The 26,225-nt window shown below is 65.5% G+C and carries 9 protein-coding genes; 4 read left to right on the top strand and 5 right to left on the bottom strand.

What is annotated here, in order from left to right:
- Positions 1 to 183: 183 nt before the first annotated feature.
- Entirely contained in the window at positions 184 to 1,182 is a 999-nt protein-coding gene (locus ACL02S_RS17385) for a glycosyltransferase (protein WP_412803481.1), read from the top strand.
- Positions 1,179 to 2,774 carry a DUF2142 domain-containing protein gene (locus tag ACL02S_RS17380; protein WP_412803480.1) on the top strand — a complete coding sequence of 532 codons (1,596 nt, stop codon included), beginning with the start codon at positions 1,179 to 1,181 and terminating at the stop codon, positions 2,772 to 2,774. The genes ACL02S_RS17385 and ACL02S_RS17380 overlap by 4 nt, the downstream gene beginning before the upstream one ends.
- Positions 2,775 to 2,801: 27 nt before the next feature.
- Here the strand turns inward: ACL02S_RS17380 and rfbB are convergent, their stop codons facing one another.
- A complete protein-coding gene (rfbB, locus tag ACL02S_RS17375; protein WP_412803479.1) occupies positions 2,802 to 3,818 on the bottom strand; it encodes a dTDP-glucose 4,6-dehydratase in 1,017 nt (338 codons plus the stop codon).
- 94 nt (positions 3,819 to 3,912) lie between these two features.
- Complete coding sequence (locus tag ACL02S_RS17370) at positions 3,913 to 4,905, bottom strand: alpha/beta hydrolase (protein ID WP_412803478.1); 993 nt, start codon at positions 4,903 to 4,905, stop codon at positions 3,913 to 3,915.
- A 379-nt stretch (positions 4,906 to 5,284) separates the two neighbouring features.
- Between ACL02S_RS17370 and rfbA the strand changes: the two genes are divergently transcribed.
- Together rfbA and ACL02S_RS17360 are read left to right on the top strand one after the other, a co-directional pair.
- Positions 5,285 to 6,148 carry a glucose-1-phosphate thymidylyltransferase RfbA gene (gene rfbA, locus ACL02S_RS17365; RefSeq protein WP_412803477.1) on the top strand — a complete coding sequence of 288 codons (864 nt, stop codon included), beginning with the start codon at positions 5,285 to 5,287 and terminating at the stop codon, positions 6,146 to 6,148.
- Between the two features lie 42 nt (positions 6,149 to 6,190).
- Positions 6,191 to 6,742 (top strand): dTDP-4-dehydrorhamnose 3,5-epimerase family protein, encoded by a 552-nt coding sequence (locus tag ACL02S_RS17360; RefSeq protein WP_412803512.1) that lies wholly within the window; start codon positions 6,191 to 6,193, stop codon positions 6,740 to 6,742.
- A 136-nt stretch (positions 6,743 to 6,878) separates the two neighbouring features.
- On the opposite strand, the gene ACL02S_RS17355 is transcribed toward ACL02S_RS17360, so the two are convergent.
- The 3 genes from ACL02S_RS17355 to ACL02S_RS17345 all read right to left on the bottom strand — a co-directional run bounded on the left by ACL02S_RS17355 (position 6,879) and on the right by ACL02S_RS17345 (position 25,649).
- Complete coding sequence (locus ACL02S_RS17355) at positions 6,879 to 7,985, bottom strand: alpha/beta hydrolase (protein WP_412803476.1); 1,107 nt, start codon at positions 7,983 to 7,985, stop codon at positions 6,879 to 6,881.
- A complete protein-coding gene (locus ACL02S_RS17350; RefSeq protein ID WP_412803475.1) occupies positions 7,982 to 10,243 on the bottom strand; it encodes a thioester reductase domain-containing protein in 2,262 nt (753 codons plus the stop codon). The genes ACL02S_RS17355 and ACL02S_RS17350 overlap by 4 nt, the downstream gene beginning before the upstream one ends.
- A 73-nt stretch (positions 10,244 to 10,316) precedes the next feature.
- Complete coding sequence (locus ACL02S_RS17345; RefSeq protein ID WP_412803474.1) at positions 10,317 to 25,649, bottom strand: SDR family NAD(P)-dependent oxidoreductase; 15,333 nt, start codon at positions 25,647 to 25,649, stop codon at positions 10,317 to 10,319.
- Positions 25,650 to 26,225 lie beyond the last annotated feature (576 nt).

Raw genomic sequence — 26,225 nt, 5'->3', positions numbered from 1 at the left:
TTCGGCCGGGGTGAGGATATCAACCGGCCCGTACGTATGTCCGCTATGCGACATGTCGAAGTACGACCGAAGACGGTACGACCGAAAACCGCGACCCACGTTCTCTGGCGAACGAGCCGACCGGGCGCCGGGTAGCTGTGAGTTCCCTGTGCCCTCCTCGTGCTCCCACCTTAATCACCGATCATGAGTATTGTCCCAGTGGACTCCACCGAGCTCCGTATTGCCGCCGTGGTCCCGTGTCGCAACGAAGAGGCCACGGTCGCCGAGGTCGTCGCCGACCTGCAGGCCGCGGTGCCGGGAATAGTCGTCTACGTCTACGACAATCTGAGCACCGACCAGACCATGGATCGGGCCCGCGCCGCGGGCGGGATCGTGCGCCGGGAGCAGGCCAAAGGCAAGGGCAATGTAGTGCGCCGCGCTTTCGCCGATATCGAGGCCGATGTGTACGTGATGATCGACGGCGACGGCACCTATGAAGCGGCAGCCACACCACTGATGATCAAGACACTCCTGGACGGCCCCTACGACCAGGTGCTCGGCGTGCGCAAACCCGACGTAGACTGCGCGGCGTACCGCCCAGGACACCATACGGGCAACAAGGTACTCAACGGCGTGGTCGGAAAGGTATTCGGCGAAAATGTCGAAGATATGCTCTCCGGCTTCCGGGTGTTCTCCCGCCGTTTCGTGAAAAGCTTTCCCGCGGTCTCCCGCGAGTTCGAGATCGAGACCGAACTCACCGTGCACGCGCTGCACCTACGGGTGCCGCGGACCGCCGTGCCGGTCGGTTTCCGCAGTCGCCTCGCCGGTAGCGAGAGCAAACTACGCACCTATCACGACGGGTGGAAAATTCTCGCGTTGATCATCGGATTGGCCCGGCACGAACGGCCGGTCGCGTTCTACGGCCTGTTCGGCACGCTGAGCTGGGTGGTCTCGGTCCTGATAACCCTGCCGATCATCATCGAGTTCTACCACGTCCATGAGGTACCGCGCTTTCCCACACTGCTGCTCGGCTTCACCTTGGTATTGCTCGGCAGCCTGGCTTGGACCGCCGGCCTTGTCCTCGACGGCATACGGCGTTACCGACATGAAGCCGTACGGCTGGTCTATCTGGGCTACCCGGCAGTTGGCACGGTGGACTCCTACCTGAATGATCGCGACAGCGATGACGGAGCCTGGCATTGACCACTTCGGCGGATCGGTCCGCACCGAGCGACCAGAACCCCTCCGCGGACCCGGCCGCCACGGCACACCCCGGAGCAGGTTCGGCGCAGTCCTCTCGGAAGGATGTGGGCAAGTCGGAGTCGACCACATCGAAGCGGACCGTGGGCCGGTTCGTGCGCCGAACCGTGGCTGACCTCGGTGCTGCGGCTATCGCCTGCACCGCGCTTGCCGCGCTCTTCGGCGCGCTGTTCAGCGTCCTTACCCCACCGTTCTGGGGGCATGACGAGATCACCCAGTTCGGCCGCGCCTACCAGGTGGCACATGGTGGCTTCCGGCCCGAGCGCATCCCGGATAACCGCGGCATCGCCTACGGCGGCGAGGTTCCGGTCGGTATTGCCGCGCTGATGGACTACGCCCTGCTGGACTACACCACCAACCCGGAGGAACCCGGACCCATGGTGGAAGATCCGGCCCGCTACGACCAGTTACGGAATACCCCGGTTTCGGATACCACCCAAACGATCTGGTTCACCAATACCGCCGCCTACCCACCGGCGGCGTATTTCCCGGCCGCGATCGGCATCCGGCTCGGCGAAGTACTCGGACTCGATGTGGGCGCACTGCTGCTGCTCACCCGGCTCGCCGGACTGGCGGCCTATCTCGCGATAGTCGGATTCGCACTGCGCGCAGTGCGGGCATATCGAGTTCAGTGGCTGGCAGGCACGGTCGCCGTGCTGCCGATCGCGGTGTTCCAGGCAGGCACGGTCACCGCCGACACCATGACCAACGCGCTGGCGGTGCTGATCTCAACGCTATTGGTGAAAACTCTGTTCCTCGGCGCACGACTTGGTGGCGGGGAAGTCTGCGCCCTGCTGGCCGCAACACTGCTGTTGCCGCTGTGCAAACCCACCTACGTACTGCTCGCAGCACTCGCTGTGCTGGTGCCCGCCGAACGCTTGGGATACGCCGGATGGCGGCGCGCAATCCCATGGATCTGCGCCACAACCGGCGTCCTCCTCTTCGCGATATGGCTGAAGATCGCGGCGCCGACCGGGGAGGGCATGGGCCTGATGCGGCCGCGACACCAGTGGGACTCGGTACGTCCCGCTGATCAGCTCCGCGCCGTCCTCGATGATCCATTGGCGTTCGTTCACGTATTCGGCGAAAGTATCGCGCTGCGCGACCAGCGCTGGTTCAACCAGTTCTTCGGCGAGCTCGGCTTCGCCTACCTCGATGTTCCCGCTCTCTCGATCGTGGCCTGCCTGCTCGCATTCGTGGTCAGCCTCGGTGTCGCCGAGCGGATGCACAGCCCAGGGGTATATCGCACGCTATTCGTCGCGCTCATCGTGACGACCACCACGGCGATGATCTACGTGACGCTGTATCTGTCTTTCACACCGGTCGGCTACTACCTCATCGATGGTGTCCAGGGTCGCTACTTCGTGCCGCTGGCGATCGTCGCGCTCGCGGTCGCGCTGCGCTCGATACCGGTGCGGCTGACCGATACCACGGGAAAGAGCCCGGCGATCGGCGCGGCGGTCACCGTATTCGCCGCGATGAGCACGGCACTTATCGCGGCCGCGGTGAAGTACTACGTCATCGTCTGGGGCTGAGCCGCGCAACCGCACGGCGACGTACCTTCAGTCTTCTGCCGCGCTGAGCGTCCGTTCCCCCGCGGTCAGGTAAGCACGTTCGGTATCGGCCTTTGCCGGCCGCCACCAGGATTCATTGTCCTGATACCACTGGATGGTTGCCGCCAGTCCGGCGCGAAAGTTTGCATAGCGCGGCTGCCAGCCGAGTTCGGTGCGCAGCAGCGAAGCGTCGATCGCATAGCGTCGATCATGACCGGGCCGGTCGGTGACGTGATCGAAATCGTCCGGTTCTCGGCCGAACTCCGCCAGGATCGCGCGCACCACCGATTTGTTGTCGAGTTCACCCTCGGCGCCGATCAAGTAGGTCTGCCCGATCCGGCCATGCTGCAGGATGTCCCATACGGCGCGATTGTGATCATCCACATGAATCCAATCGCGCACCTGGTCACCCGCACCGTAGAGGCGCGGCCGGACGCCGTCGATCAAGTTGGTGATCTGGCGCGGGATGAACTTCTCCACGTGCTGATAGGGCCCGTAGTTGTTGCTGCAGTTGGAGATCGTGGCCCGCACACCGAACGAGCGGGTCCACGCCCGCACCAACAGATCGCTCGATGCCTTCGTCGAGGAATAGGGGCTGGAAGGGTTGTACGGCGTGGTCTCGGTGAACGCCGGGTCCTGCGGCGTCAGATCACCGAACACCTCATCGGTCGACACATGGTGGTATCGCACCGCATGGCGGCGTACCGCCTGGAGTAGCGAGTAGGTGCCCACGATATTGGTCTGCACGAACGGCCACGGCTCGGCGAGGGAATTGTCGTTGTGCGATTCGGCGGCGAAGTGCACCACCGCGTCGACGCCACTGACCAGTTCGTCGACCAGATCCAGATCGGCGATATCGCCGTGCACGAAATCGATGCGGTCGGCTACCGGATCGAGGGACGCCCGGTTACCCGCATAGGTCAAGGCATCCAGAACGGTGACGATCGTCTCCGGATGGTCGGATACGGTCTGCTGGACGAAATTCGCGCCGATGAACCCGGCGCCGCCGGTGACGAGCAATCGCACTCTGACGACTGTACGTGGTTGCGGCGCACCCATACAGACGCGAGCCCCGTCCCGGCCGGACGCGGGGCGGGGCTCGCCTGGACAACCCGGACGATCACGCCGTCCGGGCCTGGTAGCCCTCGGCGAAACAGGCCTGCACGAAGTGCGCCGTGCGGGCCAGGGCCGCTCTGCTTTCCGGCAGGTCCGGCGCGATGCTCATGAAGGCATGCACTTGGCCGCGCCACAACTCCAACGTGTTCGGCACACCCGCCGCGGTGAGCCGCTGAGTCATCAACTCGCAGTCGTAGCGCAGCAGTTCCTCCTCAGCGGAGATCAGAAGCACCGGAGGAAGTGCGGCCAGTTCCGCGTTCACCGGGGAAAGCCGCGGGTCGAGCACGCCATCGACCTCGGCACCGATCCGCACTACTGCCGATATCGCCGACAACGGGATGTACGCGTCACGTGCGCGGTGCTGGTAATGCCGCTTCGCGGTGTAGTCCAGATCGAGCAGTGGGCTCAGGCCGACCAATCCGGCCGGCGCGGGTAGTCCCGACTCCTGTGCGCGCAATGCGGTCGCGAATGCGAGATATCCGCCCGCCGAATCACCGGCGAAGACGATCCGGCCCTGATCCACGCCGTGGCGCAGCAGCCAGCGGTAAGCGGTCAGGCAGTCCTCGATCGACTCGGTGATGCGGGTGCCTGGCAGTTGGCGGTACTCGACATTGACCACCGGCAGTCCGGTGCGGCGGGCCAGGCTCGCCGCGATCGGACGATGGCTGCGGATGCCGCAGATCGCGAAGCCGCCACCATGCAGGTAGAGCAGCGCACCATGGTGCAATGCGCGTGCCGTCCCCTGCGGCCGCACGATCTCCATGCGGAAGCCGTCGAGGACGATTCGCTCGCGCTCGATCCCCCGCGGGCTCGGCCGTAGCCGGGCCAGCCCGTCGATGGCGCAGGCACCGACCGGGATGGTGGTGCGGGTGATCGGTGCCACTCGCAGCAGCGGCCGTACCAACCCACGGCAGGTTGCCGACAACAATCGGGCCGAAGCGCTCGGACCATCGGGATTCATCACGACAGCACTGCTGCCGACTGCGGTCGCTGTCATAGCGCACCTACTTCCCAGAGGCGCGCCGATCCCGGCCAGGCGGAACCTGGGGTGAGAGTCGGCGCTGACGTCTCACACTGCGCACCGTTACGACGTGCCCGCGGCGCTGGTGGTCACGCATTCCGGCGCATGGATCGGGCCGTAGCGATATGCGCTACATCACTACGAATGTGATCCATGCACTATCAATCACCCGGCACGCCGAGTGGCTAAACCTTTGTAATGATTTCGTGCGCCAGCTGGAATCTTCGCTCAGCCGATCGGACGCCCGCTCCGGCGCCGCCTGACCTGCTGAGCGCCGCCTGACCTCCCGGGCACTGCCTGGCCTCCGGGCCGACCCCTATGCCGCTCGCGGAAGCCTGACTGCGAGACTGAGGCCGTGCGAGGAATCATCTTGGCCGGAGGCACCGGGTCCCGGCTTTATCCGATCACCCGCGGCGTAAGCAAACAGCTGGTCCCGGTCTACGACAAACCTATGATCTATTACCCGCTCTCCACGCTGATGATGGCGGGAATACGGGAAGTGCTGGTCATCACGACTGCTGAAGATTCCGCCGCGTTCCGTCGATTGCTCGGTGAAGGAACCCAGTTCGGTATCTCGATCGACTACGCGGTGCAACCGGAACCGAACGGCCTGGCTCAGGCCTTTATCCTCGGAGCCGAGCACATCGGAACCGACAGTGTCGCATTGATCCTGGGCGACAACATCTTCCATGGCCCCGGTCTCGGCACCAGCCTGCGCCGATTCCACGATATCGACGGTGGCGCGGTATTCGCCTATCGGGTGGCCGATCCCAGCGCGTACGGTGTTATCGAATTCCGCGACGGCAAAGCGGTTTCCATCGAAGAGAAACCGGTACGACCCCGTTCGAACTACGCGATTCCCGGTCTGTATTTCTACGATAACGAGGTAGTCGAGATCGCCCGCGCATTGCGGCCTTCGGCGCGGGGCGAGTACGAGATCACCGATATCAACCGGGCCTACCTCGATAAGGGCGCGCTGCGGGTCGAGGTGATGCCCCGCGGTACGGCCTGGCTCGACACCGGCCTGTTCGACTCCTTGTTGGATGCCGCCAACTACGTCCGTACCATCGAACAGCGGCAAGGACTGAAGATCAATGTTCCCGAGGAGATCGCCTGGCTGCAAGGATTCATCGATGACGAACAGTTGCGAGCTCTGGCCGAACCACTCCTGAAGTCCGGTTATGGCAGCTATCTCCTCGGTCTGCTCGGCGAAAGTTGATGCGAGGGCAAGTACGAGGCACAGGAGAGTGATGCCATGACCATGCAGGTGCGCGAACTCGCGATCCAGGGTGCTTGGGAGTTCACCCCGACGAAGTTCGAAGATCCGCGCGGGGTATTCGTCGAGACGTTCAAATCCACCGTATTCGAAAAGGTGACCGGCAGGCCGTTCGATCTTCATCAGGTCAACTGCTCGGTATCCGCCGCGGGTGTGCTCCGCGGAATCCACTACACAGCCACCCCCCCTGGCCAAGCGAAGTACGTGACCTGCGCGCATGGCGCACTGCTCGATGTGGTCGTCGATCTACGTCCCGACTCACCGACCTATGGACGGTGGGACAGCGTAGTACTCGACGATATCCATCGACGGTCGGTGTATCTGTCCGAAGGGCTAGGTCACGCGGTTCTCTCCCTCGAAGACAACTCGACCCTCGTGTACCTGTGCTCCCTCGAGTATTCACCCGAACTCGATCGCCAAATCGATGTTTTCGACACCGATTTGGCGATCGAGTGGCCGACCGTTGGCCGGGACGGCAGGCCACTCGAATTCACCCGCTCTGCCAAGGATGCCGCGGCCCCCTCGTGGCAGGCATGAGCACCACCGCTCATACCAGCCGTTCATCCCGGCCGCGGTGCCACCAGCCCGGCGGCGGCCGGCCTCGGCAACGCTTCCAGCAACGCCTCGCGCCAGGGTCGTAGGGCGGTCGCGGCACGGAATGGTTCCTGCCGCCTCATCGATGCTCGCCGAGGAAATGCAGAATATGGCCGAACACATCGAGTGCGGCGCCGCGCCCGATGATGGCGTCCAGATGACCGTAGCCAGGCACCTCGACGTACCGCACATCGAGCTGTGGATACCGCTCCGAAAGCACCTCGTAACACAGTTCGTTGGAGTTCTCCCAGAACTTGTTCTGTGAGCCTGCCAGTAAGAGCACCGGGCAATCGAGACGATCAGCGGCATCCACCGCGTTCACCGGCAATGCCTCGTAGCGGTCATCGTTGTCGTGCCAGCGCATGACCGCGTGCGCGAGTTCGACCCGGCGCATATGCGGCAGGATCCAGGTCGGGACCGGGCCGAGCAACTCGGCAAGCCGCTCGTGGGTGCGCGGATGCAGATTGTCGTGCACGAACAGATCCCCGCCCATCCCCCAGCTGTTGTGTACCAGCCTGCAGGTCGGATCGGCGCAGTCGTCGGTTCCCCTGGCGAGCAGAGCGTAGGCAGGCAGGAATCGGGAGCGCAGGCCCACTTTCCGGAAATCCACCGGGATGTGATCGAGGCGCGACCGCAGCAGCTCCCCGCCGAGCGAAGTCCGCAACCGGGTCTTGACGCTCATCTTGGGTGTCAAGAAAACACCGTGCGCGACCACACCGGCCAGGCCGGTCACCAACCCGGCGGTGAGACTCAACGACAACGTCAGTGCACCGATACAGTGTGCGACCACGAAAAGCTGCTGGTCGCCGATCCGCTCGCGGATCGTTGTCACGGCGGCGGGAATGTCGTATACCGCTACGTCGTCATAGGTGAAACGGGCACCGGTCTCGTTATAAGGCAGACGACAGCTCCCGCGCCAGTCCAGCAGCCAGGGCTCGTACCCGCCGTCGAGCAGCACTTCGACCAGATTGCGTATCTCGGGTACAAGGAACATATCCGACGAGGCGGTATGTCCGTGTAACAGCAGGACCGCGGGGCGCTGCCCGGCGGGCGCACCGGTGTCGGTGACCCGGCGCAGGATCAGCCGCGTCCCGTCTTCGGTACGCAGGGGGACATCCTCGACCCAGGCTTCCCGCTGCCGTGGATAGAGGGATTGCAGAGCAGGGGTGGTGGAAAGCGAAGTCATCGGATCTCCCGGAGTGCACGGCGAAAGCGAGGATTGGCGGTAGCGCCACGACGGAGGTCGAGCAATTCGGCCCCGGCGCGCAACGCCGGTTCGAGCAGGCCCTGGCCGACCTGAGCGCCGAACCAGGCCAACCAGACGGCCTTCGCGGCACGTTGTTCTCGTGCGGACAGCTTCGGGTCGACCCGGATACCGTCGATCTGCTCCCTGACATAGGACTCGGCCGGGACGATCACCTCGCCGGACACCGTCGCCGGTGCGCCCTCCCTGCCGATCCGGACGGTAAGGGCTCGGGTCTGCCGCCATAGATTCCAGCGGGCTCGTGCGGTCTTCTGCCCTTCCAGCCACCACGATCCGCCATCGGCGTCACGCAGCCGCAGCCGATACCGCAGCAGCGGGTGACGCAACTCGGCTGACGGCGGAATCCCGTCCTGCGGCCGGATGACGATTTCGCCTGATTCGACAATCAGTGGATCGGGATGCACTCGCACACAGGTCATTTCGCCGGCGACGTCTACTCTGCGTTCATCCAGCAGCTGGTACATGCTTGTGATCGAGAGGGTCAACGACAACGAGCACGGGGTGTCGGCAGCGCCGTCCGGAATGCCGACGGAGCCTTCCATCGTCTCGGCGAACCAGAGGTAGGGCTGATCGGTGCGGTGCGGCAGCTTGGCGATACCGTTCGCGGCCAGTCGTTCCAGGGTCTTCTGCTGCTGCCGCGCATCGTAGCGGCGCGGTGCGGGCAGATTGTGCGCCCGGACGAAGGCTTCGGTGCGCGCACCGGTCGCGGCCGGGCCGAGCAGTGAGGCCTCGGCGAGCAGACTGGCCGTATCGGATTCCATCATCCGCGCCAGGAACTCGAGTTCGGGAACATTCTCGGTCCGGATGCGCCGCACCACATCGGTACGCCACTGCGTCCATGGCTGCACCCGTGCGTGCATGCCCGCGAGTGCCATCTCGCCGAGTACATCGTCCAGAGTGGACGGTACGCCGGTGAGGTTGTAGTTATAGCCCCAGGCGCTGGGGGCGCAGATGATCTCGACAGCGATCCGGCTGACCCAGTCCACCGGAGCGGCGTTGACATGGCGGAAGGCGGGCACAGTACGGAAGCGCGACAGCGCGCCGAGCAGAGCGCTGCTCAAGTCGTGCGGGTTGTGCGCACCGGTCTGGGTGTGTCCGCCGATACCGCCGGGCCGCAGGAACGTCACTGTCAGTCCGTGTTCTCGCGCCCGGCGAAGCGCCGCTTCGGCAGCCCATTTCGTCTTGTCGTAGCCGGCGGAGAGACGATCGATATGGGCGACCGGATCGTCTTCGCCCATCGACGCGATACCAACCTCGTTGAACACCGCGATGGACGAGATGTGGTGCAGTGGTTTGATCCGGCCGGTTACCGCGAGATCCGCCATGGTCAGAGCGCCGAGCACATTGCTGTGCCGCAGCGAGGCATAGCCCCGCAGGAAGTCGACTGTCGCGGCGACATTGACGATCGAGTCGACCTCGAGGGTCAGCCGATCCCACTGCTCGCCCGTCAGGCCGAGCGCGGGTTTACGCAGGTCCCCGGCCAATACCGTGACCCGCCGCTGCACCTCCGGCGACCAGGGCAAGGCGAAACCGGCCAATGCGTCGGCCAGCCGCTGTTGTGCCGCCGTATCGTTCTCGGCCCGGACCAGGCACACCACGTGCGCATCACTGCGGCGCAACAGATCGAGCAGCATATGACTACCGAGAAAGCCGGTCGCGCCGGTCAGCAGCACCCGGCGTGGCGCGGTCTGCTCAGGAGCCGCGACGAACGGCAGCCTGTCGGCCTGCGCGATATCAGCCATGATCTCGCGCAGTTCCTCATCATCGACAGCGAGCTCGATCTGCGTGGGCGCCACGGCCTGTCGCTCGGGTACGGCGGCGGGCGCGACACCGTTGCGGGTCGCCCAGCGCCGGGCCAACCGGCGCGGCCTTGCGTCGACGAATACATCGTCGAGCTCGAGTTCGATATCGTAATCGCGGGCCAGAGTCGCGACGATCTCGACGACGGCTACCGAGGTGGCTCCGCCTTCGAAGATATCGGTATCCGCATCGATCGGATCACCGGAAACGAATCTGTTCGCCACAGTGGTGATGATCTCGGTGACGAATTCGGCGTCCCGGACAGCAGGAGCCGCCGCCGACGCGACGGCCGAGTCGGTACCACCGGCATCGGCCAATAATTGCGCGATATCGAGTCCAGCGCCGTGTTCTATGGCTTCTGCCTGACCCCGCTGATCCACGCCAGGCGACCTGACCGATCCGGAGCCGTTCGTATCAGTAACGGACATAACCTTGTTCAACTCTCTCGATCGCCTACTGCTCCCATGACCGGAACGCGCGAACACGATCCAGCGTGACCTGGATATCCAGATCCTGGTCATGGGAATCGACATCGCCGAGTGCGGCGAGCAACCGTCGCACCGGCACATTTCGGGGGGTGCGCTGCGCGCGGAAACGCACCGTCGCGCAGCCGAGCGCTTCCGCGCGATCGGCCAGCCAGGCCAGCAATCGCTCTTCGACGCCGCGCCCGAGGGCCCGGCAGCTCAACTGCCAGCCGAGCACGTGCAGAACGTCGCCCTCGGCACGTATCGCCAGCACACCGATCAGCCCGTAGTCGCCGAAACGGTCCTTGGCATCGGCGGTCCATACCTCGCCGATCTGCTGCCACTGGTCGAATTCGGCTGGGCTGACCTTCCACAGCGTGAACTGGTTGGTGCGGCGGGTGAGCTGGGTGGCCCGCTCCAGGGTCGCCGCACTCAGCGGCGACACCTCGAGCCGCAGCTCCAGCTGCTCCAGGAATTCTGCGAAATCGCTTTGTTCCCTGACTGATTCGCGATCCCGCTCTTGTTCGTAGAACACCGCGCGTGCGGCGTCCTCCGCCGTGGCCGCCCTAGGTGTCAGCGGCCAGAGCCGGGTCAGGAACTGCGGTAGCTGCGCTTCGGTCGGGCAGGTGACGCTGAGTACCTCCGGAAGCGCCGAGCGGACCTCAGCGACAACGACCGGATTGTCGTCCAGAAAGACGAAGCTGTCCAAGCCGAGCCGCAGCGTGCGGGCCGCGGCCTCGATGCGCTGGGACTTCGGGCCCCAGTCCGCGGAGATCACGCTGAAATGCTCCGGGCCGAGCACGCTATCGGGCCGCTGCAGCACAGCGCGCACGGTCGCTTCGTCATTGTTGCTGACCAACACCAGCAGCGTGCCCGCGGCACGCCATTGCAGCAGCTTGCGCGCCAGCATGGCCCTCGCGCCACCCACTGCGACCTGATCAGGGCCGATTTCGGCAGCTACCCCGCTCCAGAGCGTGTCATCACCGTCGACCACGACGACCTTGGGTGGCGTCGTGACCGCGGCCCTGGTCACCTCGGCCAGCGTCAGCGCGATCACCGCTTGGAACTCTTGCCGGAAGGGCAAATGCGCCAACGCGTCGGTCTGTGGATCGAAGGGGTGCTCGATGTGATGCCGGTAGCTCCAGTCTGCGCCGGAAACAACGGCTACGCCGGGCACCTCCCGGATCTGGTCGATCACCGCTGTTTCCCATCGGCGCAGCCGATCATCCACCTCGGCAGCGGGCAGGAAAGCGACAATAAGCGGGCTCGGGCACCGCTGCACCGCCGCACGCACCGCCGCCGGATATTCGGTGGCCAGCTCCACGAGCAGCTCATCGGACACCGGGCCGAAGCGTTCCAGGTCGGTGGCGCGCACCAAGGCGATCCTGGCGAGCGCGGCATTGTCGGCGAATGCTCCTGCCGGATCACGCAAGCTCGTCAAGACCTGGTGGTACGGCGCCTCGATGAACTCCGTGCCGAGCTCCCCACCGAGCCCGCAGTTGCGGAAGGCGACACGCGCAAGATCCGGCAGCTTGCCCAACGCGAAGGTAGCGGCGAGAGCGAAACGCTGTGGCTGTTGCGGCTGCGCTGGAATTTGCGCCACCACAGGCACTTTCGCTGGTGTCGTGGTGTCGGCGACAGCCGATTCCAGCAGTGTGAGGTACGCGGCGCCGAGATCCGCACACGCTTGTTCGTCGATGATGTCGGAGTTGAAGCTCACCGCGATATGACCGAGATCGGCCATCACCGTGACCATCAGGTCGAGATCGGAATACCCTACTCCCGCCGGTACCAGCTCGACCTGTTCGAATACCGAGCCGGAACGTAGGTAGTTGAAGTAGGCCTCGACCAGTGGCGCGTTCGGGCGGTACAACCCCTCCTTGGCGAGCGTGGCAAGGGTATCGGCGAAACCGACTCCCTTGGTCAGCAACGAACGCATCCTGGTGCTGGTGCGAGCCAAGACGTCAGCGATCGAATCATCTGGTTCGACCGCGACGGGGAACGGCACCGGCACACCGAAGTAGCCCACTGCCCTGGCCGCCTCGACATGCATCCGGGTATCCACCGGCACCGCGAGCACGAACCGTGCTACATCCTGCGTCCGCGCCAACAGCACACTGAGCGTGCCGAGGAAGAACGCCGCCGGGGTGATACTCAGCTCCCGCGCCTGCTGTGCCACCCGGTCCAGCAGACCGTCGGGCAATTCCAGCACCAGCGCGCCCGCGCGGTAGGAACGCGTCGGCGGACGCGGATTCGACAGTGTCAGATCCAATCGTTCGACGCCACGGAACTCACCGCGCCAAGCATCACGCTCCGGTCCGGACGCAGCGGGCACATCCTCCTGTTGCGCCGCGAGCAGCAGGTCGATATCGCGGTTGGTCGGATCGGCCGATAGTTCGGTACCCGCCAGTGCCGCATCGATATCCGCGGCAACGAGCAAGAGCGATTGGAGATCGCAGACACTGTGATGGGCGCCGAAGAGCAGCACCTGATCACCATCCACGCAATCGAGGAGCTCGAAACGCCACAGTGGCGCGGTGTCCAGATCGAAGGACGGTTCCATCAGTGCCGGGAGTCGTTCCCCTGCCAGTGCAACGCTGTCACCATCGGCGCGGTTCCAGCGCAACAACGTACCGGCCGCTCTGTGCACCTCTAGTTGCCGTCCGTGCTCGACGCTCGGGGTGATCGCGGTACGCAGTGCCGCATGCCGATGCGCTACCCCCACGAGGATGGCGGTCAGCTCCGGTTCTGTGGTCCGGCCGCGCAGTCGCAGGGCCAACCCTAAGGTGTGCGCTGCGGTCGGGACCCCTTTGGTAGCGCTGCGGAGCAGGCGAAGGACATCACGCGTCGCGGGTCGTACCTCGACTTCAGGCACGTCAGGGACCTCGACGACCTCGGGGACGCCTGCATGTGCCGCCCGCTCGGTCTGCGCCGCCGCATCGACCAGATAGCGAGCCAGCGCCCGCGGTGTCGGATGCTCGAACACCGCGCTCAAGGCGATCGAGATGCCGGTGGCCTCTCGGATGGCGTTGCGCAGCTCCACCCCCATGAGCGAGTCGAAACCGAGAGCTTGGAAGGACTGCTCCGGCTCGATGCGCTCGACCTCCTTATGCCCGAGCACCGCGGCCACCTGAGCTCGCACCACGTCCAATGCGTAGCTGACCGCCTCCGGTCCTGCTGATCCGGCGATGACCGCGGCGAACTCGGTACGCGCGGCCGGATCGCCTGCGGGAACATCGGCCACCACCCGTCGAGTGCGGCCCGGTACCAGCTGGTCGAACAACGAGGGCAGCAGCGACGCTGACCGTAGCGCATCGATATCGATAGCGACCGGAGCCAGCACTGGCGTCGGCTGGGCGATGGCGGCATCGAAGAGGGTAAGAGCGTGCCGAACCGACATCGGCCGCAAACCCGACCTGGCCATCCTGGCTCGCTCGCCGGAGTTCAGTGTGGTGGCCATACCGGTGTCCCACAGCCCCCAGGCGAGGGAATGCGCGGGCAGGCCCTGCGCGGCTCGGTAGGAGGCGAACGCGTCGAGGAACGCGTTGGCCGCGGCATAGTTCGCCTGGCCCGGTGAGCCGAGCGTGCCCGCGACCGAGGAGAACAGCACGAACAACGACAAGTTCATCTGGGCGGTCAGCTGGTGCAGGTGCAGGGCCGCGTCCACCTTCGGCCGCAGCACCGTGTCCAGCTGCTCCTCGGTCAAGGTGGTCACCGTGCCGTCGTCGAGCACTCCGGCGACATGCACCACGCCGGTCAACGGAACAGAGTTCACCACCTCGGCGAGACTGTCGTAATCGGTGACATCGCAGGATGCCAGGATGACCTCGGCGCCGAGATCGGTGAGTTCCCTGTGCAACTGCGCGGCGCCGGGGGCCGCACTGCCACGACGGCTGACCAGCAGCAGCCGCTTGACCCCGTAGGCACTGACGAGGTGCCTGGCGATCACAGATCCGATCCCCCCCGGAGCGCCGGTGACCAACACCGTGCCGCCCTCCAGCTCACCTGCCACCGCTGCTGTCTGTTGCGCCGGTACCGCTCTGGTCAACCGGGCCGCGTAGCAGGCGCCGTCCCGGACCATGAGCTGAGGTTCGGTACTGTGCAGCAGCGCCGAGACCGGAAGCGATCCGTCGGTATCCACCAAGAGGATGCGGTCAGGGTGCTCGAGCTGCGCCGACCGGACCATACCCCAGACCGCGGCGGCGGCTGGATCGGAAACTCGCTCGTTGTCGCGGGCGAGCGCACCCTCGGTCACTACCATCAGGGTGGTCGAGCCGAAACGTTGCTCGGTGAGTAGCGACTGCAGCACCGCCAGCGTGCGCTGGGTCACGGTATGGACCGCAGCGCGGTCCTCGCCCCCGGAAATCTCCAACAGCACCGCATCGGCAGTGGTGTCGTCCAGATCCGACCAGCGGACCAGCGGTACGGTCTGCTGCCGTGGTGGCACCGCGATCCGAACCCATCGCATCTGGAACAGATCCCGAGGCGGCGCCCCGGCCCCGGCGAGCGCGAGTTGCTCTACCGATACCGGATGAACCAGCACGGAATCTACCGAGACAACAGGTTCTCCGGTGTGATCGGCAGCGGTGATCGAGATCGTGTCCGGTCCGGTCCGGACTATGCGGACCCGCAGCGATCTGGCCGCGTCCGCGGATAGCCGCACGCCGGTCCAGGCTATCGGGACCACCGTCGGATCAGCATCGGTGCCGCATATCAGCATCGCGTGCAATGCGGCATCGGCCAGCGCGGGGTGCAGCACATACCGGCCCGCATCCTGGTGTAGCGATTCCGGAAGCGCGACGTCGGCGAAGATCTCCTCGCCGTGCCGCCAGACGCGACGCAGACCGCGGAATGCCGGGCCATAGACATAACCGCGCTGGTGGAGATCGGCGTAGGCCGCCTCGATATCGGGCATCTGTTCGGCGCCGACCGGCGGCCACTGGATGAGACTCGGGGCCTGCGCCGCGGACGGCTGCGCACTCAGCGTGCCACCGGCATGGCAGACCCATTCGGCGCCCGGCGCACCTGTGCTGGAATGAATCGACACCGCGCGTTCCTGCGCGGCATCGGGCGACCCGACCACAACCTGGATCAGGAGCTGCTCCTCCTCGCGCAACACCAGAGGGGCGTGCAGCACCAGTTCGCGCAGGATCGGGGCAGCCACCTCGTCACCTGCCCGAATAGCCAGCTCGACCAGCCCGGTTCCGGGGAACAGCACCACACCGGCGACAGCGTGGTCGGCCAGCCACGGATGCGTCCGCAGCGATACCCGGCCGGTCAGCAGTACACCACCGGAATCGGCTTGCCGTACCACGGCGCCGAGTAGGCCGTGATCAGTGTCGGCGAGCCCGAAGCTTGTCGCGCTATCGCGGATCTCGGTGGCGTCCAGCCAGTATCTCGTGCGCTGGAACGCGTAGGTCGGCAGCTCCACACGGCGCGCACCGAACGGAGAGAAGTATTCGGCCCACGCGATGTCACCGCCGCATACGTGATAACGCGCCGCCGAGCGCAGGAATTGATCGAGCCCGGCGTCATTGCGCCGCAAGGTTTCCCCGACGAAAACCTCTCTCGCTTCGGCCCCGATGGCGTCCAGGTTCTCCTCGATCACCGCGGTAAGCACCGGATGCGGGCTCAGTTCAACGAAATTCCGGAAACCGTGCTCGTAGGCGGCGCGTATCGCTTGGTCGAAGCGCACCGTCTGCCTGGCATTGCGGTACCAGTAGTCACCGTCCAATGTGCCGGTGTCGAGCACATCGCCCTGCATTGCCGAGAAGTACCTGATGCCGGTGACACTGGTGGCCCGCACATCCAGTGCTGCGGCGAGTTCGGCACGCAGCGTATCGATCTGCGGCGAATGCGATGCGTAGTGAATGGCTACCCGGCGCGCGGCGATCCCTTCCGCTTCCAGCTCGGCAACGAATTCCGCCAGCGCGGCACTCTCTCCTGATACCACAGCAGCGGTCGGGCTGTTCACCACTCCGACCACGAGCAGGCCTCTCCAGCGAGTCAGCCGCTCGGCCAGCTGTTCGGCCTGCATCGGTACCGACACCATGCCGCCATGGCCTGCCAGCGGTGCGAGTGCGCGGGCCCGCGCCGCGATGAGCCCCGCCGCATCCCGCAACGAGAGCGCGCCAGCGGCATAGGCGGCGGCGATCTCACCCTGGGAATGCCCGAGCACAGCGGCAGGCCGCACACCGACCGAATCCCACAGTGCGAGCAGACCGACCTGGATAGCGAACAGCACGGGCTGCACCACATCGAGCCGGTCCACCTCGGGTGCGCCATCGACGCCGCGCAGCACATCGAGCAATGACCAGTCGACGAATTCGCTGAGCACGGCACCGCACTCAGCGATCCGCGCGGCGAACACCGGTGCGGTGTCCAGCAGCTCGACGGCCATCCCGGCCCATTGGGCGCCGTGCCCGGAGAATACGAAAACCGTTTCCCCCGATGTCGCCGCCCGGCCGCGCACCACTGCCACGTCGGGTTGCTCCGCGGCCAGCGCCCGCAGTCCGGACAGCAGCTCGGCCCGATCGGCACCGATGACAACAGCCCGTTCCGCGAAACCGGAACGAGTGGTCACCAGCGAGTAGCCGATATCGACCGGATCCGCGGCGGGGATGCGGCCGATATGCTCGGCGAGCCGTTCGGCTTGTGCGGTCAGCGCCGCGGCGGTAGCGCCGGACAGCACCAACGGCAGCGCACTCGGAGCTGTTCGCGGCAGCTGCTCCACGGCTGCTTCCTGTGCCTCGGCAGGCTGCTCGAGAATGACGTGCGCGTTGGTTCCGCTGATCCCGAACGACGAGACACCGGCGCGGCGGACCCCATGCCGCACCGGCCACTGCCTGGCTTCGGTCAGCACCTCCACCGATCCGGCCGACCAGTCGACATGGCTGCTCGGCGCGTCGACGTGCAAGGTCGCCGGCATGGTGCCGTGCCGCATCGCCGCGATCATCTTGATCACCCCGGCCACCCCGGCAGCCGCCTGAGTATGGCCGATATTGGATTTGATCGACCCGAGCCACAACGGCTGTCCCGCTGTACCTCGCTCGTGACCGTACGTCGCCAGTAGGGCCTGCGCTTCGATCGGGTCACCCAAAGTGGTTCCGGTGCCGTGCGCTTCGACAACATCTACCTCAGCACCCGACAACCCGGCATTCGCCAGCGCGGACTGGATCACCCGCTGCTGCGCAGGCCCGTTCGGTGCGGTGAATCCGTTACTCGCACCGTCCTGGTTCACCGCCGATCCGGCCACCACCGCCAGCACCTGATGGTTGTTGCGCCGCGCATCCGACAGCCGTTCCAGCACCAGTACCCCGGCACCTTCGGCGAAGCCGGTGCCATCGGCGGCATCGGCGAAAGCCTTACAGCGCCCATCCGGCGCCAATCCTTGCTTCCTGGCGAAACTGACCAATACCCCGGGGGAGGCCATCACGGTGACCCCACCGGCCAAAGCCATGGAACATTCGCCTGCCCGCAATGCCTGGGCGGCCATATGCAGCGCTACCAGCGATGAACTGCACGCCGTATCGACAGTGACCGCAGGCCCTTCCACCCCGAGCGCGTACGCGACGCGACCGGACACCACACTTCCCGTGCTGCTCTCACCGAGGTGCAACTCCACCTCGTCGGGCGCCCGGCCGTACAGCCTGGCGGCGTAATCGGTGTAGGTCACACCGCAGAAGACCCCGGTCGCGGCCCCCCGCAATGATGTGGGGGCGATACCAGCGTGTTCCAGTGCCTCCCAGGAAACTTCCAACATCAACCGCTGCTGCGGGTCCATCGCGAGCGCCTCACGCGGACTGATATGGAAGAACGCGGCGTCGAAATCGGCGACATCGTCGAGGAACCCGCCCGCCCTTGCATAGGTGGTTCCTGGACGAGTGGGATCGGGGTTGTACAGCCGCTCCAGATCCCAGCCTCGATCCGAGGGGAAATCCGACAGCACATCGCGACCCTCGCGCACCACCTGCCACAGATCCGCCATAGAACCCACCCCACCCGGATACCGGCACCCCACACCGACGATCACGATGGGGTCGGTATCCGATGCTCGGCGCGTTCCGGCCACCGAAGTGGTGACCGCCGCTGGCACGAGCCGGTCTCGAATATGCGCGGCCAGCGCCGCGGGTGTCGGATAGTCGAAGACCGCGGTAGCCGCGAGCGTGATCCCGGTGGCCTGCTGCATCCGGTTACGGAACTCGACACCACTCAATGAGGTGAATCCGAGTTCGGAGAAGGTCCGTTCGGTATCGATGCGGGTGCCGTGGCCGAGTACGCCTGCGGCATGCTCGGCGATCACCGCGAGCACCAGCCGCTCTTGTTCGGCTCGGCTCGATCCGGCCAGCCGCGCGGCCAATCCGGATGCCGGAGCGCTGCGGACCGTCCCCACAGTGCGCCGCCTCCTAGGCAGCAACCCGGTGAACAACGCGGGCACATCCGGCCGCTGCGCCACTGCGGCGAGGTCCAACCGAACCGGTACCAGCACCGCGTGTTCGCTACCGAGCGCGGCGTCGAACAGAGACAATCCCTCGGCGACGCCGAGCGGAACCACCCCGCCCCGCGCCAGGCGCTTGCGCTCGGACTCATCCAGCTGCGCGGTCATCCCGCTCGGCTGCTCCCACAAACCCCAGGCCAGCGAGGTACCGGGCAGCCCTCGGTGCTGCCGTGACCGCACCAGCGCATCGAGGAAAACGTTCGCGGCGGCGTAGTTCGCTTGCCCCGGCGACCCCACCGTGCCCGCCACCGAGGAGAACACGATGAAGGCAGCCAGATCGAGGTCGGAGGTCAGCTGGTGCAGATGCCACGCGCCGGCCACCTTGGGCCGGAACACCGTATCGAGATGCCCACTGGTCTGTTGCGTGAACAACGCATCATCGAGCACACCCGCCAGATGGACAACCGCCGTCAGCGGATGCTCCGGGGGCACTGCGGCGATCACCTCCGCCACGGCGTCGCGATCAGCCACATCGCACGCCACCGCACTCGCGTGCGCTCCGAGCGCGGCCAGCTCGGCGACCAGCGGCTCAGCGGTAGCTGCCGGGACATGCCGCCCGAGCAACACCAGATGCCTGACCCCGTGTGCCGTTACGAGGTGCCTGGCGACCTGCCCACCGAGTGTCCCGAGCCCACCGGTGAGCAGGACGGTGCCGGACGGATCCAGCGGACGTGGCGCGACAGACCCCTCCGCGCCGAGCTGTGGCGGCTGCCCAGCAGCGCCTGCCCCGCCTGCGGCGACTCGCGCCAGCCGAGGGACATACAGTTCACCCCGGCGCACCGCCAGCTGCGGTTCGCTGCCTTGTGCCGCGAGGCGGACAGCGAACTCCGTATCGGTGTGCTCGTCGAGGTCGAGCAGCACAATGCGTCCGGGGTGCTCGGTCTGCGCGGACCGCAGCAGCCCCCAGATCGGAGCGTGGCACAGATCGGTGATGTCGTCGGCAGCGCCGACCGCGACCGCACCGGTAGTGCGCACGACCAGAACCGACTCATCATGCCCAGCGGCCAGCCACTGCTGCACGCGGTGCAGCACCTCGGCGGTAGCCGCGGCAGCGGCGGCGGGCAGATCATCGGCCTGCTCCTCGGCCGCGGGCACGATCAGTACCGGCTGTTCGGCCGCGGCCCGTTCCAGCGCCGTATCGATATCGAGCGCCGCGAGATCGAACCAGGAGGTTCGGCTTTCCCGGTCGAGCGGACCGAGCGCAGTCCATTCGACCAGAAACAGCGGATCGGATGCCTGCGCGACGGCCGAACGCAACTGCGCGGTATCGATTTCCCGCAGGCGTAATGCGGCGATATCGGCTACCGGCGCGCCAACGCTATCGGACAGTGCCACGTTGAGCCGCGCACCGTCCTCGCCGGCGAGCCGGACCCGCAACACCGCGGCCTGTGTCGCGTACAAAGCGACACCGCTCCAGGCGAACGGCAGCGCGACCGTGCCGGAGTCCGAATGCCCTTCGAGGAAGGCACAGGCGTGCAGGGCCGCGTCGAGGAGTGCGGGATGGATGCCGAATCCTCTGGTATCGAGCTGTTCAGGCAGGGCTACCTCGGCGAAGATCTCCCCATTCAGTGCCCATGCCGCCTGTAGCCCCTGGAACACCGGGCCGTATTCATAGCCCCGCTCGGCAGCGCGATCGTAGTAGTCGTCGACATCGATCGCCACGGCACCTGCAGGCGGCCACTGGTCCGGATCGGTCCGCGCCGGTGGCGCCCCCGCTGCCACCAGCGCACCCTCGGCGTGCAGCGTCCACGGCTCGTCGACGCCTTCCTTACACGAATGAATCGCCACCGAGCGCGCCGCGGAATCGTCCGGCTCGCCCACACTCACCCTGATCCACAGCCCGGTATCGGCGGGGATGATCATCGGAGCCTGCAGCACCAGCTCCCGCACGGTCGAGCAGCCGACCTCATCACCCGCGCGGATCGCAAGCTCCACGAATCCGGTGCCCGGCATCAGTACGGTGCCCCGCACCGCGTGGTCGGCCAGCCATGGATGGGTGCGCAACGATACTCGGCCGGTCAGCTCCACCGCGGTGGAATCGGTCTGCGGCACCACAGCGCCGAGCATGGCGTGGTGCACCGGGGCGATACCGAGTGCCGTAGGCGATGCCGGTTCCGGTGCACTCCAATACGACTGGAGCTCCCAGGCATAGGTCGGCAACTCCATACTGCCGTGGGAAACCACCAACCGGTGCCAGTCCAATGGGTAGCCGCTCACGTACAACTGCGCCCGAGCGTGATCGAGGCAGCGCTGGCCGTCCTCGTCCCGCCGCAAGGACCCGGTGACCACCACCGGATGGGACGTATCGTCGGCGATAGTCTCTATCGCAGTGGTCAACCCGGGATGCGGGCTCAATTCGACAAAGAATCGGTACCCTTCCGCGAGCATGCGTTCGACGGTGCCCGCGAAGCCGACCTGCTCCCGCAGATTGCGATACCAGTAGTCCGCTCCGCTGGATTGCGCGACGATCTCCCCGGAGACCGTCGAATACCAGGGGATCGCTCCCGGCCTCGTCGTGATGTCACCGAGCTCGGCGAGCAGCGAAGTGCGGATCTTCTCGACTTCGCGGCTGTGCGAGGCGTAGTCGACGGCGAGCCTGCGAACGAAGACCTGGTCGGATTCCAGCTCGGCCAGCACATCCGCCACAGCGTCCCGCCTACCCGACAGCACGGTGGAACGACCACTGTTGACCGCCGCGATCGATACCGCACCGCGATAGGCGACCAGACGCGGCTCCAGCTCGGCGACCGACATCGCCACCACTGCCATCGCCCCGCTACCGGCGAGCTCGGCAAGGGCCCTACTCCGAATCGCCACAATGGCCGCCGCATCGGACAGCTCGAGCGCACCCGCGACGTACGCGGCCGCGATCTCACCTTGGCTGTGTCCGATCACCGCGTCGGGCTCCACCCCGGCCGCCCGCCACACTGCGGCCAGCGACACCATCACCGCGAAGAGCATGGGCTGGATCACCGCATCACGATCCAGCGTCGGGCTGCCCTCGGCGCCGCGCAGCACCTCGATCGCCGACCACCCGGTGTGCACCTGCAATGCGGTATCGCAGCGCTCGAATTCCGCACCGAACTCCGCCGAAGTATCCAGCAGATCGCGGGCCATCCCCACCCATTGCGCACCTTGTCCTGGGAAAACGAAGGCCAGCTTCCCCGAAACAAGCCCAGGCGCCGCGTCCGCGCCCGCGTGAATTCGCTCGACCACATCGGCGCAGAGCCGATCACCGGCCAGCGCGCCGAGTCCGTCGAGCAGCTCGTCACGGTCCTGCGCGACAATCACGGCGCGCTGCTCGAAATGCGTCCGGTGCAGCGCCAAGGAGCGGGCCAGCACCGGTAGATCGGTATCCGGCCGCGCTGCCACCACCCGTCTGAGCCGCTCGGCCTGCGCGCGCAGCGACCCCGTGGTCCGGGCCGAGACCGGGAACATATTCGCTGCGCGGTCCTGCTCCGCGCTGTCCGGCAGCGGCTCGGCGGCCTCGCTCGGCGCCTCCTCCAGAATCACATGCGCATTGGTTCCGCTGATCCCGAAGGCACTCACCCCGGCTCGGCGCACGCTGCCATCGGTGCGCCACGGCATCGGGGCACCGGCTATCCGCAGACCACTCGATGCCCAGTCCAGGTGTGGGGTCGGCTCCTGCGCATACAAGGAGGCCGGAAGCAGTTCGTGCCGCAGCGCGAGAACGGTTTTGATCACGCCCGCGATACCCGCAGCCGCCTGCGCGTGGCCGATATTCGATTTGACCGATCCGATAGCCAATGGCCGGTCGGCAGCCCGGTGCGCGCCGAAAACCCTTGCCAAAGCGCGGGCCTCGATCGGGTCACCCAATGTCGTTCCGGTGCCGTGGGCTTCGACATAGTCCAGATCCTCCGGACTCAACTCCGCCGCAGCGAGCGCCTGACGGATCACCTGCTCCTGCGCCAGACCATTGGGAGCGGTCAATCCTTGGCTTCGACCATCTTGATTGACTGCCGATGAACGCAGCACGGCCAGCACTCGGTCGCCGTCACGACGAGCATCGTCGAGCCGTTTGAGCACCACAACTCCGCAGCCCTCTGCCCACACGATGCCGTCCGCGGTAGCCGAGAAGGGCTTACATCCACCGGAAGGCGAGAGCACCCGCAGGCGGCTGAACTCCACATGCGCGCTTGGATCTACCAGGAGACTCGCCCCACCGGCGAGGGCGGCATCGCATTCCCCCGCACGCAACGCCTGCGCCGCCTGGTGCAGGGCGACCAACGAGGATGAACATGCGGTATCGACCGAGACCGCAGGCCCGTGCAACCCAAGCGCATAAGCGATCCGACCGGAAGCCACGCTCGTCGCCGAACCCGTACCGACATACCCGTTCAACTGACCGAGACCGGCACCGGCTAAATAACCGCTGCCATAGAGCCCCAGGTAGACGCCCGTCGAGCTGCCCTGCAAACGGCGCGGATCCCAACCGGCCCGCTCGATGGCTTCCCAGCTCACCTGCAGCAGCAAGCGCTGCTGCGGATCCATCGCCGCGGCTTCTTCAGCACTGATTCCGAAAAAGACGGCATCGAACTTGTCGATACCGTCGAGGAAACCACCCCGCATCGTGTAGGTCTTGCCCGGTGCGTCGGGATCAGCGTCGTAGAGCCCGTTGGTGTCCCACCGGCCGGTGGGAACCTCGGTAATCGCATCGTGCCCCTCGGCCAACAGCTGCCAAAGCTGCTCCGGATCATCAGCTCCGCCGGGAAAGCGACACGCCATCGATACGATCGCGATATCACCGGAGGCCTCCTGGTGTACGCGGGGGGCGGTGACCTGTTCCTCGGTGGCTATGGCGGTGCGGATCGCCCCGATCGATGGGTGTTCGAAGAACAAGCTCGGCTCGATCTGACGTCCGATATGTTCCGAGAGATCCGCCGCCAGCTCCACCACACCGCGAGAGCCGAGCCCGAATTCCGCGAGCGGGCGCTCGATATCGATTCGAACGCTCGCCAAACCGGTCCGGGTAGCTACCGCGTCGACAAGCCAGGCCTCGATTTCCGCCGCGGAGAGCTGAACCGGCTGCCCGGCAACGGGTGATACCGCACTCGCGTTCGTCTCATCCGCACGGTCCGTAACCGGTGCGATGGATTCCGAAGCCGCTGCGGCGATATCGAGTTCGCCGTGCACAAAAGCGGCCCGGCACGCCTGTCGCTGGATCTTGCCGCTGCTGGTCTTGAAGATGCTGCGCGGCTTGATCAGCACAACCTGTCGCAATGCCAAACCGTGCGTCATACTCACCGCACCGCGCACCGCGTCCTCGATCGCGGCCAACTCCGCCGGATCTTCGGTTTTCACCTCGGCCACAACCACCGGCTGCTCACCGGTACTGTCGGCATCGACCGAGAACGCCGCGACGCAGCCCGCGCGAATACCAGGATCGGCGGCCTCCACCGTGAGCTCGATATCTTGCGGATAGTGGTTCTTACCGTCGATAACCAGCAGATCTTTGTGTCGTCCGGTAATGAACAGCTCACCGTCGCGCAGAAAGCCCAGATCACCGGTACGCAGGAAGCCCGTCCGCCCGTCCGCCAGCTCGGCGTGGAAGGTCTCGCGTGACTTCTGTGCATCTCCGAGGTAACCGCCCGCGACACTGTCGCCTGCTACCCAGATCTCGCCGATCTCCTCCGGTGCGCACTCGACGCATGATCGCGGGTCAACGATCAGCACCGTGAGACCATCTCCAGGGGTGCCTGAGCTGACGATCTCGGCGCTCTCTGTCTCCTGCCCGGCCGGGCGTGGGGCGAATGTCGGCTCGGCATCCGTATCCACACCGGTCACGAGCAAAGTCGCTTCCGCCAATCCGTACACCGGCTGGAAGGATTTCGGGCGAAAACCTGTCGGCGCGAAGGCTTCCGCGAAGCGGCGCAATGTGCCCGCGCGTACCGGCTCGGCACCGTTGAATGCCACCCGCCAGCCGCTCAGGTCGATATCCGCCAGCAGATCCGGCGTGGCGGCACGCCGAATGCACAACTCGTAGGCGAAGTTCGGTCCGCCGCTGGTATCGACGCGATACTCCGAGACCGCGCGTAACCATCGCTGCGGCCGCTGCAGGAAATGCAGCGGGGACATCAGTACCGAGCTTCCCCCGGAGTACAGCGTGGCCAGCACCGGGCCGATCAGGCCCATATCGTGGAACATCGGCAACCAGCTCGCCATGAACCAGTCGCCTGCCTGCGCGAGTCGCTCCGGAGTATGCCCCATGACCTCGGCGATTACGCGCTCGTTGTGCAGCAGATTGCCGTGGCTGACCACAACACCACGTGGTGCGCTGGTCGAGCCGGAGGTGTACTGCAGGAAGGCCGTAGTGTCGGGACCGAGAACGGGCTCGCGCCACGATGCGGCCAATTCTCCCGGGATCTCTTCTGTAGCAAGCCAAGTCAACCGAGACAGCTCCGGGATCCGCTCGGTCACCACCTGGAGCATGTCGAGCACCGGCCGAGTGGTCAACACCAAGTCGATCTGCGCGTCGGCGATCATCTGGTGGAGGCGGCGTAGTGCGCGCTCCAACATATGCGGCTCCGGAAGCGGCGCGGGCACGGCCGCCACCTCCGCGGATAAACAGCCGAGGAAACCACTGATGAATTCCAGGCCGGGGGGATAAAGCAACATCGCATTGCGACGCGCGTATCCGTTTTCCTGTAACCAAGCACCGATCGTTCTGGCGTGATACCAGAGATCGTTGTAGGTCAGATCGCGCACCGGGCCGTCGACGTCACCTGTCTCCAGGAATCGATAGGCAATAGAATCCTGCTTTTCCTGCTGCTGCGAGACCAAGACGTCGACAAATGAGTGGAACACTTACAAACCAACCTTTTACCCAGCGCGGTATGAATAGATGCCGAATCTGCATGTACGTGAATTCGGATATTCTTCTCTATATGCCTCGACCATCGGCCTTCGACCCGAAGTCGAATTCATATGGAGCACGATCTCTATAGTATTATTTATGACAATCGCTCGACCGCCACTACAGAAGCAGTCTCGGAAGTCATCCTTCGCGCATACCGCTTCATGAGCCGGATCATTTCGAACACTCGACGAAGACCCTCGGCAAGCGGTCCGAAAGAGGCGGTATGCGGATATTCGCATACCATCGGATCGGAATCAGTCTACCTAATGTCTTCTTTCCCGACCAGGAATGAAATCGCAGGGATCTACGGGCCATCGAATATGTCCGAAACGAACAGACAACCACGTGCCCTCATGCTGATAACGACAGACTCGTGGAGTCACATCCCAATGCAGCAAGACGCCCCCAATGCCAGCCCCATGGGCACCTCCGCGAACTTCATGGAGGATGTCCCGACTACACCCTCTCACGTCATTCTTCAGTGAATCAGCACCACCTCGTACTGTCAAATGCTGCAGACCACA

Origin of the sequence: Nocardia spongicola, assembly GCF_047200775.1 — a bacterium.
Taxonomy (GTDB): Bacteria; Actinomycetota; Actinomycetes; order Mycobacteriales; family Mycobacteriaceae; genus Nocardia.
This window is presented reverse-complemented; position numbering and strand designations above follow the sequence as displayed.